Below are 13589 nucleotides of genomic sequence, written 5' to 3'. Positions count from 1 at the left end.
GATCGGGATTTGGTCTGTTTTCCTTCGCGGATCAACTGATCAGCTTTGAGGAAGTTCGACCACAACGCGGTCACGGGTTGGGTAATCGGTATAGCCCCGCTCTTCGCCTTGATAAAAAGTCGATGGATCGGGTTCGTTCAACGGATCACCATGTACGAATCTTTCGACAAGATCCGGATTGGCCAGGAAGGGAACACCGAACGCCACCAGGTCGGCTTCGCCGGAGCGAATGGCCGCCGCTGCTCGCGATGCGTCATAGCCGCCGTTGGCGATATACATACCGCCGAAACGCCGCTTCAATTCAAGGAAGTCGAACGGAGCTTCACCGACTTGTATGACATGCAGATACGCCAGTCCATATTGGCTAAGCGTCTCGGCTGCATATCCAAAAATCGCCTGCGGATTGCTGTCGCTGATGGAGAAGCCAGTAAGTGGCGACAAGCGGACGCCGACACGGTCGGCTCCGAAAACCGGGATGACGGCTTCCACTACTTCCCTGAGGAAGCGCGCACGATTTTCGAACGAGCCGCCATAGGCGTCGGTCCGCTGGTTGCTGCCGTCGCGCAGGAACTGGTCGACGAGATAGCCGTTGGCGCCATGGATTTCCACACCGTCGAAGCCGGCTAGTTTGGCGTTCTCAGCACCGTGGCGAAAGTCGGCGACGACGCCCGGTATTTCTTCGATATCCAACGCACGCGGCGTTTCGTAGGCCTTGAGCCCTTCCGGGGTATAGAGCTGGCCTTCCGGGTTGATGGCCGATGGTGCTACCGGTAGCTCGCCGTTGGCCTGCACCAAAGGATGCGACAAACGGCCCACGTGCCAGAGTTGCAGGAAGATGCGCCCGCCTTGTGCATGAACTGCATCGGTCACCAGCTTCCAGCCGGCGATCTGTTCCGCGGTGAAAATGCCTGGCGTTCTCGGATAGCCTTTTCCCTGCGCCGAAACCTGTGAACCTTCCGAGATGATGAGGCCAGCGCCTGCGCGTTGCCGATAGTATTCGGCGGCCAGGGACGTTGCAGCGTCGCCTTCACCCGCGCGACTCCGCGTCATCGGCGCCATGACGATCCGGCTTTTCAACGGCAGCGAGCCGATTTGGACAGGGGACAACAGCGGAGCTAGTCGGTTTGCGGTCATGGTTGTTCTTCTCTCGCAGAAAGATGGGAGGGGACTCAATCGAATTTTTTTCGGGCGCGTTTGGACTTGTTCGTGCCGAGGTGGCACAACGACGCTAAGGCAGGCGTCCTTCGCTCCGCAGGCGCGCACCGATGCGCTGTATCTCGGCTTCGCCTTGCTCAAGCGCTTCTTTGCTCGTGTGCACCGAGTAATAGCCCGTCACTAGTTCGTGCGGGTGCTTCACCGCCGAGCCCAAAACGAAGGTGGTATCGCCCCGGGCCATAACCTCGATGGCTTGGCCGGATTCGTCGAACACAATCAATTCCCCGGCATGAAGGGAATCGCTGGTATCAAAGTCCCCGCCATCCAGGCTCCCTGCACTGATCGCCAGCCAAGCCACCGCATGATGGGAAGGCGGCACATACCGCCAGCGTTCGCCATCTTTCAGCTGCACCGCGAGGTAGTTCATGTCCGCCGGTGCGGAGATGGCGCTCTGCGCCGCACCGTGGCGCCCGAGCAGCACGCGCGCAGGGCCTTCTTGCGGAACTTGCGACGGCGCCAGGTAGATACTTTGTGCAGGTGCATTTTCTTCCGAAGCGGGCAAAGCGACCCACAACTGGAATCCCATCATCGGCTCACTGCCAATCGGGGTGCCTGTGTGCCATACACCGTTGTCGGCGCGCATCCATTCGAATCCGCCAGCAGGCAGCACACCTTGTTTGCCAGTGGTGTCTTCATAGCTCACGTCGCCTTCCATCAAGAAGGTCACGGTCGCGATGCCGGAGTGCGGATGCATGCCGAACTTCGGGAGCCCGGCTGTGCTCTTGGTGCTGAAAAAGTCAAGAAAGACGAAAGGCTTCAAGAGCTCGCCCAGGTCGCTTGGACTGATAAGGCGTGTGATCGGTCCATGCGTGCTGCCGCGCGTGCGGAAGATGATGGTGCGTGCGTCATTGGTCGCAGTAGTCATGCGGATCTCCTCACCGCGGACGTCAGTACGCCGCACCTGGGCGGAAAGCAGGGCGCAGCCGCCAAGCCACGAAGGCGGCCAGCAAGCCCAACACCACCGCCGGCATCGGGCTGCCGCCTATCAGCACGAGGTGCGTCGCCACGGCGCCGACCATGGTGGCGGTAAGGAGCAGGGCACCGAAGAACCCCGTGGCGCGGATGAGGATCAGCACGGCTCCTACGACTTCCACAGCGCCGGTCACGTAGCGGAACCACTGGCCCGCACCGATGGCATCGAACACCTGGACCATTTGCGGTACCCCCGCCAGCTTGGCCGCGCCGGCGGCGCCGAAAGCCAGGGCCAAGAGCACACGGACGCCCCAGACGATGCGGCGCTGGGTGGAAAGTGAGGGAGAAGAGGTCATGGGAGCGGCTACCTTGTGACGTGGATGGAGGGGCTGGCGCCCTGATGTCAAAAGGATAGGGATGACTTGATTGATTGATTAGACGGTAGAGTAAGATTGGACTCGTCCATTTGTATTGGTAATAGGCTCGTGCTCGACCTGAACGACATCGCCCTGTTCGTGCAAGTAGTGCGTGCCGGGAGCTTCGCGGAGGCGGCGAGGCGGTTGGGCGTGCCACCCAACACATTGAGCCGGCGTGTCCAGCACCTTGAAGAGCAACTCGGTGCGCGACTGCTGCAGCGCTCTACGCGCAAGCTCACTCTCACCAGCGCCGGCCAAGCGTTCCATGAGCGCTGTGCGGGTGCGGTTGATGGGCTAACGGAAGCGGGGCAGGAGCTCGTGACCGGCTCCCAGGAGCCCAGCGGGCTGGTACGTGTCGCGGCACCGGCCGACTTCTTCAGCTTCTTCCTGATGGAATGGGTGGCCGATTTTCTAGGCAGGCATCCGCGGGTGCGGCTCGATTTCGTGCTCAGCGATGCCAAGGCCGATTTGATCGCCGAGCGAATCGACGTGGCGTTTCGCGGAGGACCCCTGCAGGACTCGGGCTATGTTGGCCGGCAACTGGTGAGTGCCGTGAGTGATGGTTTGGTCTCCAGCCCCGCCTATCTTGCCGCACGCGGCGCACCCGATACGCTGCAAGACTTGGTGAACCACGACTGCGTGAGCTTCTCCCATGCCAGCGGATACGCCACCTGGCGCCTGACCGGTCCCGACGGTGTCGAGGAAGAGGTGCAAGTCGCCGCCCGCTTCAGCGGCAACACAGCGCAGGCGTTGCGCAAGGCAACGGTAGCGGGATTGGGCATCGCGCTGCTTCCCTACGCGATCATCAGGCAAGACCTTCAGGCGGGCCTGCTAGTGCCGGTGCTGCCGCAATATCAGCGGAAGGGCTATGGCATGCATGTGCTTTATCCAAGCCGGCGGCATCTGCCTTTGGCGGTGTCGGCGTTTATTGATCTGGTGACGGAGAAATTGAAGGAGATGCATGGCGGCGGTAGTGATGCCCGTGTCTAGCGGACGGAGGAGGTTTTCCTGTGGAGCGACGTGAGTCGCGACGTTGGTGTTTCCGGTCGCGACTCACGTCGCTCACACACGGTGACTGTGTGCAGCCTGGTTGGCCTCGTCCATTTCGGTCATTTCTGGAGCACTCCATGATCAGGCACGAGCATAGGCGCCCGGCGGCAAGGTAGCCTGTTGTCATGGATTCCCTGATCGACGCCTCCGCGCGTGCGCTCGCTGCCGGCGATGCGCTCGGTGCCCTTAAGCGGATCGCGCTGCGCGATGACCCGCCGGCGTTGGCGCTGCGCGGCATCGCCATGGCCCAGCTGGGCGAGCATCCACGTGCCCGTGAGCTGCTGCGGCGTGCCGCCCGCGACTTCGGCAGCCACGAAGAACTGGCGCGCGCGCGCTGCATTGTCGCGGAGGCCGAGGTGGCACTGGCGATGCGCGACTTCAGCGGTTCTCCGCGCTCACTTGCCGCTGCGGCGGCAACGCTGGAAGCGCGTGCCGATCATGCCAACGCGCTGCAGGCGTGGCTGATTACTGCACGCCAGCTGTTGCTGCTCGGTCGGTTGGATGAGGCCGCGGCCGCGCTGGCGCACCTCGATGGACACGGCTTGCCGCCGGCGCTCGCGGCTATGGCTGAGCTGGCTACCGCCGAGCTGGCGCTGCGCTCGCTGCGTACCGGTCCGGCGCAAGCGGCGCTCGCGCGTGCGCATGAGGCAGCCGAACACGCGCGTGTGCCGGCACTGCTGGCCGAAGTGGCCGAGGCGCGTGCTGCGCTCGATCGTCCCGCGGCCCGGCGCATATCCGCCGGAGCCGAACAAGCGGTTCGTCTTGATGAAGTCGAAGCGCTCCTGGAATCAGGCGCATTGGTGATCGATGCTTGTCGCCGCGGGTTGCGTGCGGGTACTTCATGGCAACCGTTGACGCGCCGGCCGGTACTGTTCGCATTGGCGCGCGCGCTTGCCGAGGCGTGGCCGGGTGATGTCGATCGGGAAGCGTTGATCGCTTACGCGTTCCGCACGCGCAAACCTGATGAAACCCATCGAGCGCGCCTGCGTGTGGAGATCGGCCGCTTGCGTGCGCTCATCGTGCCGTTGGCGCAGATCGAAGCCACGACGCAAGGCTTCATCCTCAAGCCACGCAACGCTGGCGAAGTGATGGTGTTGGCGCCGCCCATCGATGGCGATCAGGCCGCGTTGGTGGCGCTGCTCGCCGACGGCGCAGCGTGGTCGACTTCGGCGTTGTCGTTGGCATTGGGTACCAGCCAGCGCACTGTCCAGCGTCAGCTCGTCGAACTTGAGGCGGAAGGGCGGGTACGTTCGATCGGGCGGGCACGGGCGCAGCGCTGGCTGGCGCCGCCGCTGACAGGATTCACGACGATCTTGTTACTCCCCACTGCGCTCTCGCCCGGGTAGATTGGCCTTGCGGCGCCACCTTGGGCGCGAAAGAACCTGTTCACGATGGGAGTCAAGCCATGAACACCAAGACAAGCAAAAACACATCCGAAGTACCGGCGCGTGCGGCCGAGATCGTGCGCGAGTACGGCCCGTTTGGCGATGCCAAGAGTGTGGGCGGCGTCACTCACGACGGTCGCCACGTCTGGGCCGCCATCGGTGATCAACTGGTCGCGTTTGATCCCGATAGCGGCGAGCAAGCACGCGCGCTGACGCGCACCGCCGATGCCGGCACCGCCTTCGATGGCACCTATCTTTATCAGATCGCCGAGACGCGGATCGACAAGATCGATCCCGCCACGGGCGACGTGATCAAATCCATTCCGGCGCCCGGCAACGGTGGCGACTCGGGGCTTACCTGGGCCGAGGGCAGTCTGTGGGTGGGTCAATACCGTGACCGCAAGATCCACCAGGTCGATCCGGAGTCCGGCGCCGTCATCCGTTCCATCGAATCCAACCGCTTCGTCACCGGCGTGACCTGGATCGACGGCGAGTTGTGGCACGGCACATGGCAGGACGACGAGAGCGAAATCCGTCGAATCGATCCGGAAAATGGCGCCGTGCTGGAGCGGCTGCAGATGCCGCAAGGCACCGGCGTCAGCGGGCTCGAATCCGATGGCGCGGACCTCTTCTATTGCGGTGGCGGCGACGCCGGGAAGGTGCGTGCCGTACGGCGTCCGAAAGAAGCCAGGGCATAGGAGCGCCAACATGAGCGATGTCTATACCGGCGGATGCGCCTGCGGGGCGATCCGTTATGAAATTTCTGGCGAACCTCTTTTCCAGAACCACTGCCAGTGCCTCGACTGCCAGCGCAAAAGCGGCACTGGGCATGGCTCCTACTTGACCTTCCTGCGCTCGGGTGTGGAGCTGCAAGGAGAAGCAACGCACTGGGACATCGTGGCGGATAGCGGCAACCCGAAGACGCGCGCTTTCTGTCCTGTCTGCGGATCGCCGGTCTACGTGACGTTTTCCGCCATGCCCGAAAATATCGCGGTGCACGCTGCGAGCCTCGACGATCCCACCCGGTTCAAACCGCAAGCAGTGACGTACGGCATGCGCGGGCACGCGTGGGATCTCATCGATCCAGCCTTGGTGAAATTCGACAAGATGCCGGTGATTGCCAGTACCGTCTGATGTTGGCAGCGACGCGATGTAGAGAAAAGTGTTTGAAAACCGTCCCGCGATCGTTGGCTGCCGCATGGCATCCTTGTGGGAGCGACGTAAGTCGCGACGTTGATGTTTCCGGTCGCGACTTACCGGTGCCGGCATGCCGATACCACTCCCACAAGAAATTGATTCCGCCTTTGTAGAGCCGAGCTTGCTCGACTGCTTTCGGATCCGGCTCCACATGAGCACCCTTAAGTAGCTATTCGCTACCGTCTGCCGTTGCGACGGCCTCATTGCCACTGATTCGGTGCTATCGCGGGGCGCAGCTCCGCTCTACGTCAGACCTCTGCCGTCTTAGTCGTTAGCCGTTATTCGAAACACCGGTTCTCCACCTCCCACACAGGGCGAATCCGCGCACCTGTTTTGCGCCCAAATTTTCGGTTTTTTTGATCGAATACAACCGCACCCATCATCCGCACGGTGAGTCAGGTGCACTGGCAACAGCCCCAAAAGCTAAGGACCACATGATGCACACCATGACCGTTATCACCACCGAGCCGAACACCAAAAACCATCCTGTCGTTTCCAGGGACGAATGGCTAGCCGAACGCAAAAAACTGCTGGCGCGCGAGAAGGAGCTGACGCGTTTGAGCGACCAGATCGCCCGCGAGCGGCGCGCGCTTCCGTGGGTGCGCGTCGACAAGAACTACGTCTTCGATACCCTTGAGGGACCGCGTACGCTTGGCGATCTGTTCGAAGGTCGTCGCCAATTGCTGGTGCAGCACTTCATGTTCGCACCCGGCTGGGAGCAGGGCTGCAAGAGCTGTTCCTACATGGCCGATCACAACGATGGTGCGAACCTGCACCTGGCGCAACGCGACGTCACATTGCTGGCGATTTCGCGCGCGCCGCTGGCCGATATCGAGAAGTTCCGCCAGCGCATGGGCTGGAAGTTCAAGTGGGTGTCCTCGTATGGCACCGACTTCAACCACGACTTCGGCGTCAACTTCACCCAGGATGAGATGTCTTCGGGCAAGGTCAACTACAACTACGTCAAGCAGCCTTTCGCGCACGAAGAGGCGCCCGGCATCAGCGCGTTCTACCAGGACGATACGGGCGAGGTCTTCCACACGTATTCGCGCTTTGGTCGTGGCGTGGAGGTGATGATGCACACGTATGCGCTGATGGAGCTGACGCCCAAGGGTCGCGATGAGGAAGCGCTTGAGTACCCGATGGCATGGGTGCGCCATCATGATCGCTACGAATCGGTAGCGGCGGCAAAAGCGGCGTCGATAGTGGCCGCGTGCTGCGAAGCGCATGCCTGAGTCCGTTCCGCCCGGATGCATGTGACATGCCTGCCCTGTGGCCATGGCTCGCCGTCGCTGGACTTGGCGCCCTGCACGGGCTGAGTCCGGCGAACGGCTGGATGTTCGCCGCGGCGTGCGGTGTGCGTGCGCGCGACACGGCGCACGCACAGCGAGCATTGCTGCCGATCGCCCTCGGGCATGCCGTATCGGTCGCGGTGGTGGCGTGTGCTGTTGCGTCCGGCATATGGATGGTGGAACGCGCGTTGGTTCAAGGCTTGGCCGGCGTGCTGCTCATAGGCGTGGCGTCGTACCGCTTGATACGCGGCGCTCGCCACGTCGCGCGTATCAATGTTAGGGCGGGGCAGGCCGGCATCGCACTCTGGTCTTTCCTGATGGCGACGGCGCACGGCGCGGGAATGATGCTGGTGCCAGTGCTGGTGCCGTTGTGTCTTGCCGACGGTCCGGCTCGTGAGATCACCGCTTCCGGATCGTTGGTTTTGGCACTGGCGGCTGTTGGTGTTCACACGGTGGCGATGCTGGTGACGACGGGTGTCATTGCGACTGGTGTTTGCCGTGGCGTTGCGATGCAGCCTCGTTTGCTGAGTGGCGCTGCACTGCACCAGATTTGGACGGCGATGCTGGCAGTCATGGGTGTGTCGTTGATCCTTCTTCGTTAAAGCCGTTTTGTTTCAAGTTGCGATCGGTTTCGTCACCCCGGCGCAGGCCGGGGCCCAGTGCCTTGTACTCCAGATGGCGAAAAGTCGCTGGGTCCCGGCCTGCGCCGGGATGACGGTGGAACTAATACGAGCAACCGTTCGGTACGAACCGCTTTAGCTTCTTGCTACCAGCTCCAGCTACCAGCCATCGGCACCGATTTCCCGTCTCTCTATTCCCCATTCCCAGCTCCATACAACACCTGACAAGTTTCGCAGAAGAAGCTACGCCGGTGAGTAGTGCCAAGGTGCGCTTTGGTGAGTCGCCCGTGCCCACGCGGGCATTCTGTCTTGGTGTGCACCAGCCAGTGTTTACGCAAAACGAAAGCTTTCTTCCATTCCAGGAATTCGAAGCTGTAGTTCCGCACTTCCGTGATCAGCTGGGTGAGTTTGCGGGCGGGCAGGGCGCCGATCTTGCTGCAAGGGTGGACTCGGATGCGGGACAGGACTTCGTTTTTGATGATGTTGCCCGATCCGGCGAAGATCGACTGATCCAGTAGCGCATCGCACGCCAGCATTTCCGGTTTGGCCTTGAGTTTGGCACGCGCGGCTTTTGGATCCCATTGGTCGGACATGACGTCCGCGCTCCAGTCGTAGGCTTGGTCCAGCGGCATTTCGATATAGCGCAGCGAGCAATTGTAGAAATGCAGATCGCCATTATCGAAGCTCAAGCTCATTCGCGCGGGAGCTGGCTTGGGGTCGTCGATACGGTAGCTGCCGAACAGCATCAGGTGAACGCGCATCGAAAAGCCGGCGAATTCGATCAGGAAATGCTTGCCCCAGCTGCGTAGCGATTCGACGCGGCAGCCGTGCATGCGGCTCAGATCCAAGCTGCTATTGCCCGTCACACGGCGTACGACCTGGCCCTCGAAGTGGGCAGCTTCTTCCCTCAGGATGACGATGGAAGGACCTTCCGGCATGTCGACTGCGGGCGTGCGACGCGATCCGTCGCTGTTTGGAGCCTGCCGAATGATGAGCGAAACGGGTGTGAAGGAGATTCAGGTGATTGCGAATGGACTTTGTGGGAGCGACGTGAGTCGCGACCGCGCCCCGATTGCTACTCTAGTGTGCAGGATAAAGAACGCGCCGCAGCGCGTCCGGATGGCGAACAAGCAGGCTTCCATCGCTCTTCGGATTCGCCGTCGCGACTCACGTCGCTCCCACAAGGGCACTTACTTCATCGTCGGCATCACGAATTCCGCATGACGCGCGCCTTCCGGCCAGCGTGCGGTAATGGTCTTCAATCGCGTATAGAACCGCACGCCATCCGGCCCATGCACATGCAGCGGTCCGAACAACGAGCGCTTCCATCCGCCAAAGCTGTGGAAAGCCATCGGTACCGGGATAGGAACATTAATGCCAACCATGCCAGCTTGCACACGATGCGCGAATTCGCGCGCTGCGCCGCCGTCGCGGGTGAACACCGCGGTGCCATTGCCGTATTCGTGTTCGTTGACCAACTTCAAAGCCGTTTCGAAATCCGGCACACGCACCACGCACAGCAACGGCCCGAAAATCTCTTCGCGATAGATGCGCATGTCCGGTGTGACGCGGTCGAACAAACAGCCGCCCATGAAAAAACCGGGATGGTTTCCCGCCTCGTAGGAGCGGCGCTCCGCCGTGTAGGAGCGGCGTCCCGCCGCGAGCTCTTCCCCACCGTCCAAAGAAAAGCCCCTTCCATCCACCACCAATTCCGCGCCTTCGGCCACGCCAAGATCCACATAACCGCGCACCTTGTCACGGTGCGCGCCAGTGACCAGCGGCCCCATTTCCGGATCGTCGCAACCAGGACCGATCTTCAATGCGGCGACCTTGGGCGCCAATGTGGCCACCAGCGCATCGGCGGTGGCATCGCCCACGCAGACCGCCACCGAGATCGCCATGCAGCGTTCGCCGGCGGAGCCATAGCCGGCGCCCAGCAACGCAGACGCCGCGCCATCGATGTCCGCGTCAGGCATGACCACCATGTGGTTTTTCGCGCCGCCCAACGCCTGCACGCGTTTGCCGTTGGCGCTCCCGCGCGCATAGATGTATTCGGCGATCGGTGTGGAACCGACAAAACTGATCGCCTGCACGCGCGGCTCATCCAATAGCGCATCGACTGCTTCCTTGTCGCCGTGCACCACGTTGAATGCGCCATCCGGTAAACCCGCCTGCTTCAGCAGATCGGCCATGAACAATGATGCCGATGGATCGCGTTCGGAGGGCTTCAGGATGAAGGTGTTGCCGCACGCCAGCGATACCGGGAACATCCACAGCGGCACCATGGCCGGGAAGTTGAATGGTGTGATACCGGCGGTGACGCCGAGCGGCGCGTGTTCACTCCATGAATCCACATCGCGGCCGACATTCATCGAGTGCTCGCCCTTCAGGAGATGCGGAATGCCGCAGGCGAACTCCACCACTTCCAATCCGCGCGTGACTTCGCCGCGAGCATCCGACAGCACCTTGCCGTGTTCGGAGGTGATGATGCGCGCTAGTTCGTTGGCGTGACGTTCCAGCAGTTCCTTGAATCGGAACATCACCCGCGCGCGATTGAGCGGCGTGGTTTCGGACCATGCGGGAAACGCGGCGGATGCGGCATCCACCGCCTTACGTACTTCATCCGCCGAGGCCAGCGGTACCCGCGAGGTGACGGCGCCGGCGGCGGGATCGAAGACATCGCCGAAACGGCCGCTGTTGCCTTCCACCCGCATGCCGTTGAAGTAATGGTGCAGCGGGTTGGTCATGCAACGTCTCCGGTATGGGACCTTGTAGGAGTGGTGCCGGCATGCCGGCACCGGTGAGTCGCGATGAAGCTTTCCCGGTAACGCTTCATCGCGACTCACGTCGCTCCTACAGGGTGCATTGCTTACGCCAGCGCTTTCGCCGCTGGCACGTACTCGTAGCCCAGATCGTCGGCCACGGCCTTGTAGGTGATCTTGCCCGCGTGCACGTTCAAGCCGTTGAGCAAATGCTCATCGTCGAGCAGCGCTTGCTTGGCGCCCTTGTTGGCCAGCTGCATGGCGTAGGGCAGGGTGGCGTTGGTCAGAGCGAACGTGGAAGTGCGCGCGACACCGCCGGGCATATTGGCCACGCAGTAATGGATGATGCCGTCCACTTCGTAGGTCGGGTTCTGATGGGTGGTGGCCTTGCTGGTTTCGAAGCAGCCGCCCTGGTCGATGGCTACGTCCACCAGCACCGAACCCGGGTGCAACAGCGAGAGTTGCTCGCGCGAGATCAACTTGGGTGCGGCAGCGCCGGGAATCAGCACGGCGCCGATCACCAGGTCGGTATAGGCCAGGCGTTCTTCGATAGCGTCGCGGGTGGAGTAGATGGTGGTCAGGCGGTCGCCATAGACCTCGTCCAGATACTTCAGCCGATCCAGCGAACGGTCCAGGATGGTGACGTGCGCATTCATGCCCATCGCCATGCGCGCCGCATTGATGCCGACCACGCCGCCGCCGATCACCAGCACTTCCGCCGGCTTCACGCCCGGCACGCCGCCCAGCAGGATGCCGGAGCCGCCTTGCGCTTTTTCCAGCGCGTGCGCGCCGGCCTGGATCGACATGCGTCCTGCTACCTCGCTCATTGGCGCCAGCAACGGCAAGCCGCCTTTGCGGTCGGTGACGGTTTCGTAGGCGATGCAGGTGGCGCCGGACTTCACCAGTGCCTTGGTCTGCTCCGGATCCGGCGCCAAGTGCAGATAGGTGTAGAGAATCTGGCCGGGGCGCAACATGGCGCACTCCACCGGCTGCGGTTCCTTGACCTTGATGATCATTTCGGCGCGCTGGAAGATTTCCTCCGCGCCGTCCACGATTTCCGCGCCGGCCTTGACGTATTGGTCGTCGGTCAGGCCGATAGCCTTGCCGCCGTCGCGCTGAACCATGATCTGGTGGCCTTGCAGCACCAGCTCACGCGCGCCGGCCGGGGTCAGGCCAATGCGGTACTCGTGGTTTTTTATTTCTTTGGGAACGCCGATCAGCATTTTTCTCTCCAGTAGCAGATGAGGCTTGCGCGTGGGGAGCGCTTTGGCCGTGTGCGGCGATTTTACGGGGTGGCGCGCAAAGTGTCCGCCAGAATTTCGAAGATCCGGTCGATGTGGGATTTCTCCACGATCAATGGCGGCGACAGCGCGATCACATCACCGGTTACCCGGGTCAGCAGCCCGCCTTTGTGGAACGCGTGGGTAAATGCGTCGTAGGCGCGCGTGCCGGGTGCGCCGGGACGCGACGACAGCTCGATGGCGCCGATCAATCCGTAGTTGCGGACGTCGATGACATTGGGCAGGCCTCTCAGCGAGTGAATACCTTCCTGCCAGTAATCGCCCAACTCGAGAGCCTTGTCGAACAGGTTCTCTTCTTCGTAGGTATCCAGCGTCGCCAGCGCCGCGGCGCAGGCCAGCGGATGACCCGAATAGGTGTAGCCATGGAAAAGGTCGATGGCGTTCTCAGCGCCATGCATGAAGACATCGTGGATGCGGTCGGACACGAACACCGCACCCATCGGCACGCAACCATTAGCAATCCCCTTGGCCGCGGTGATCATGTCCGGGACCACCCCGAACCGTTGCGCGCCGAAGGCATGGCCGATACGGCCAAAGCCGGTGATGACTTCATCGAAGATCAACAGGATGCCGTGTTTGTCGCAGATCTCGCGGAGGCGTTGCAGGTAGCCCTCCGGCGGGAGTATCACCCCGGCCGAGCCGGAGATGGGTTCGACGATGACCGCCGCGATGGTGGATGCATCGTGCAGCGCCACCAGGCGTTCCAGGTCTTCCGCCAATTCGACCCCGTATTGCGGCAAGCCTTTGGAAAACGGATTGCGTTGCAGGTCCAGGGTATGCGGTAGGTGATCAGTGCCGGGTAGCAGCGAGCCGAACCACTTGCGGTTGTTCGGCAACCCGCCCACCGATATCCCACCGAAACCGACACCGTGGTAGCCCTTTTCGCGGCCGATCAGGCGCGTGCGCTGGCCTTCACCGCGGGTGCGGTGATAGGCCAGCGCGATCTTCAATGCGCTGTCGACCGCTTCGGAACCGGAGTTGGTATAGAAAACATGGTTGAGATCGCCCGGCGTCAATGCTGCCAAGCGCTCGGCCAACACGAACGGCAGCGGCGAACTCATCTGGAAATTGGGCGCGAAGTCCAGGGTCTCGATCTGCTTCTTGACTGCCTCGACGATGCGCGGGCGTGCATGGCCGGCGTTGCAGCACCACAGTCCGGCGGTGGCATCCAGGATCTGGCGACCATCCACCGTGGTGTAGTGCATGCCCGAAGCGCTGGCCAGCAGGCGCGGCGTCGCCTTGAACTGGCGATTGGCGGTGAACGGCATCCAGAACGCGTCCATCGATCCCGGCGCCTGCACGGCTTGGTGGCCGTAGAAGTCGGCCAGGGCACGGGTGGAAGAGGTGTCGTCAGCGCTCATGGGGCGACTCCGAGGGGCGGGCGGGGGAAGATTTGCGCAGCTTATCGCGTTGAAAAAACTTTACAACCGCCGCGGTAC

13 protein-coding genes are annotated in these 13589 nt (G+C 62.2%); 6 read left to right on the top strand and 7 right to left on the bottom strand.

The features are described 5' to 3' along the window. Positions 1-39 precede the first annotated feature (39 nt). The 3 genes from AB6O04_RS02685 to AB6O04_RS02675 all read right to left on the bottom strand — a co-directional run bounded on the left by AB6O04_RS02685 (position 40) and on the right by AB6O04_RS02675 (position 2483). Positions 40-1134, bottom strand: coding sequence for an alkene reductase (locus AB6O04_RS02685; protein ID WP_368562130.1), 1095 nt, complete (start codon positions 1132-1134; stop codon positions 40-42). Positions 1135-1228: 94 nt separating this feature from the next. Continuing rightward, a complete protein-coding gene (locus tag AB6O04_RS02680) occupies positions 1229-2080 on the bottom strand; it encodes a pirin family protein (RefSeq protein WP_368562129.1) in 852 nt (283 codons plus the stop codon). Positions 2081-2102: 22 nt separating this feature from the next. After that, positions 2103-2483, bottom strand: coding sequence for a DoxX family protein (locus tag AB6O04_RS02675; RefSeq protein ID WP_368562127.1), 381 nt, complete (start codon positions 2481-2483; stop codon positions 2103-2105). 129 nt (positions 2484-2612) lie between these two features. On the opposite strand from AB6O04_RS02675, the gene AB6O04_RS02670 reads away from it, so the two are divergent. The 6 genes from AB6O04_RS02670 to AB6O04_RS02645 all read left to right on the top strand — a co-directional run bounded on the left by AB6O04_RS02670 (position 2613) and on the right by AB6O04_RS02645 (position 8069). Then, positions 2613-3533: a LysR family transcriptional regulator gene (locus AB6O04_RS02670; RefSeq protein WP_368562125.1), complete on the top strand. Its 921-nt coding sequence runs from the start codon at positions 2613-2615 to the stop codon at positions 3531-3533. Positions 3534-3718: 185 nt separating this feature from the next. Next, positions 3719-4939 carry a helix-turn-helix domain-containing protein gene (locus AB6O04_RS02665; protein WP_368562124.1) on the top strand — a complete coding sequence of 407 codons (1221 nt, stop codon included), beginning with the start codon at positions 3719-3721 and terminating at the stop codon, positions 4937-4939. A 59-nt stretch (positions 4940-4998) separates the two neighbouring features. Further along, entirely contained in the window at positions 4999-5676 is a 678-nt protein-coding gene (locus AB6O04_RS02660) for a glutamine cyclotransferase (RefSeq protein WP_368562122.1), read from the top strand. 10 nt (positions 5677-5686) lie between these two features. Beyond that, a complete protein-coding gene (locus AB6O04_RS02655) occupies positions 5687-6112 on the top strand; it encodes a GFA family protein (RefSeq protein ID WP_368562121.1) in 426 nt (141 codons plus the stop codon). A gap of 509 nt (positions 6113-6621) precedes the next feature. Continuing rightward, positions 6622-7410, top strand: a complete 789-nt coding sequence (locus tag AB6O04_RS02650) for a DUF899 domain-containing protein (RefSeq protein WP_368562120.1) — start codon at positions 6622-6624, stop codon at positions 7408-7410. Between the two features lie 26 nt (positions 7411-7436). Further along, positions 7437-8069 (top strand): hypothetical protein, encoded by a 633-nt coding sequence (locus tag AB6O04_RS02645; RefSeq protein WP_368562119.1) that lies wholly within the window; start codon positions 7437-7439, stop codon positions 8067-8069. 209 nt (positions 8070-8278) lie between these two features. On the opposite strand, the gene AB6O04_RS02640 is transcribed toward AB6O04_RS02645, so the two are convergent. The 4 genes from AB6O04_RS02640 to AB6O04_RS02625 all read right to left on the bottom strand — a co-directional run bounded on the left by AB6O04_RS02640 (position 8279) and on the right by AB6O04_RS02625 (position 13511). Further along, complete coding sequence (locus AB6O04_RS02640; RefSeq protein ID WP_368562118.1) at positions 8279-9025, bottom strand: DNA-formamidopyrimidine glycosylase family protein; 747 nt, start codon at positions 9023-9025, stop codon at positions 8279-8281. A 252-nt stretch (positions 9026-9277) separates the two neighbouring features. Further along, positions 9278-10834 carry a CoA-acylating methylmalonate-semialdehyde dehydrogenase gene (locus AB6O04_RS02635; protein ID WP_368562117.1) on the bottom strand — a complete coding sequence of 519 codons (1557 nt, stop codon included), beginning with the start codon at positions 10832-10834 and terminating at the stop codon, positions 9278-9280. Between the two features lie 122 nt (positions 10835-10956). Continuing rightward, on the bottom strand, positions 10957-12072 hold the full coding sequence (ald, locus tag AB6O04_RS02630) for an alanine dehydrogenase (RefSeq protein ID WP_368562116.1): 1116 nt from the start codon (positions 12070-12072) through the stop codon (positions 10957-10959). A gap of 62 nt (positions 12073-12134) precedes the next feature. Beyond that, a complete protein-coding gene (locus AB6O04_RS02625) occupies positions 12135-13511 on the bottom strand; it encodes an aspartate aminotransferase family protein (protein WP_368562115.1) in 1377 nt (458 codons plus the stop codon). Between the last annotated feature and the right edge of the window lie 78 nt (positions 13512-13589).

The organism is Pseudoxanthomonas sp. UTMC 1351 (genome assembly GCF_040948865.1).
Lineage (GTDB): Bacteria > Pseudomonadota > Gammaproteobacteria > Xanthomonadales > Xanthomonadaceae > Pseudoxanthomonas_A.
This window is presented reverse-complemented; position numbering and strand designations above follow the sequence as displayed.

Excerpts from the sequence above, each read along its gene's own strand:
- AB6O04_RS02635 (WP_368562117.1), bottom strand. The coding sequence starts at position 10,834 with ATGACCAACCCGCTGCACCATTACTTCAACGGCATGCGGGTGGAAGGC.
- AB6O04_RS02675 (WP_368562127.1), bottom strand. The coding sequence starts at position 2,483 with ATGACCTCTTCTCCCTCACTTTCCACCCAGCGCCGCATCGTCTGGGGC.
- AB6O04_RS02650 (WP_368562120.1), top strand. The coding sequence starts at position 6,622 with ATGACCGTTATCACCACCGAGCCGAACACCAAAAACCATCCTGTCGTT.
- ald (WP_368562116.1), bottom strand. The coding sequence starts at position 12,072 with ATGCTGATCGGCGTTCCCAAAGAAATAAAAAACCACGAGTACCGCATT.
- AB6O04_RS02680 (WP_368562129.1), bottom strand. The coding sequence starts at position 2,080 with ATGACTACTGCGACCAATGACGCACGCACCATCATCTTCCGCACGCGC.
- AB6O04_RS02660 (WP_368562122.1), top strand. The coding sequence starts at position 4,999 with ATGAACACCAAGACAAGCAAAAACACATCCGAAGTACCGGCGCGTGCG.
- AB6O04_RS02655 (WP_368562121.1), top strand. The coding sequence starts at position 5,687 with ATGAGCGATGTCTATACCGGCGGATGCGCCTGCGGGGCGATCCGTTAT.
- AB6O04_RS02640 (WP_368562118.1), bottom strand. The coding sequence starts at position 9,025 with ATGCCGGAAGGTCCTTCCATCGTCATCCTGAGGGAAGAAGCTGCCCAC.
- AB6O04_RS02645 (WP_368562119.1), top strand. The coding sequence starts at position 7,437 with ATGCCTGCCCTGTGGCCATGGCTCGCCGTCGCTGGACTTGGCGCCCTG.
- AB6O04_RS02685 (WP_368562130.1), bottom strand. The coding sequence starts at position 1,134 with ATGACCGCAAACCGACTAGCTCCGCTGTTGTCCCCTGTCCAAATCGGC.
- AB6O04_RS02625 (WP_368562115.1), bottom strand. The coding sequence starts at position 13,511 with ATGAGCGCTGACGACACCTCTTCCACCCGTGCCCTGGCCGACTTCTAC.
- AB6O04_RS02665 (WP_368562124.1), top strand. The coding sequence starts at position 3,719 with ATGGATTCCCTGATCGACGCCTCCGCGCGTGCGCTCGCTGCCGGCGAT.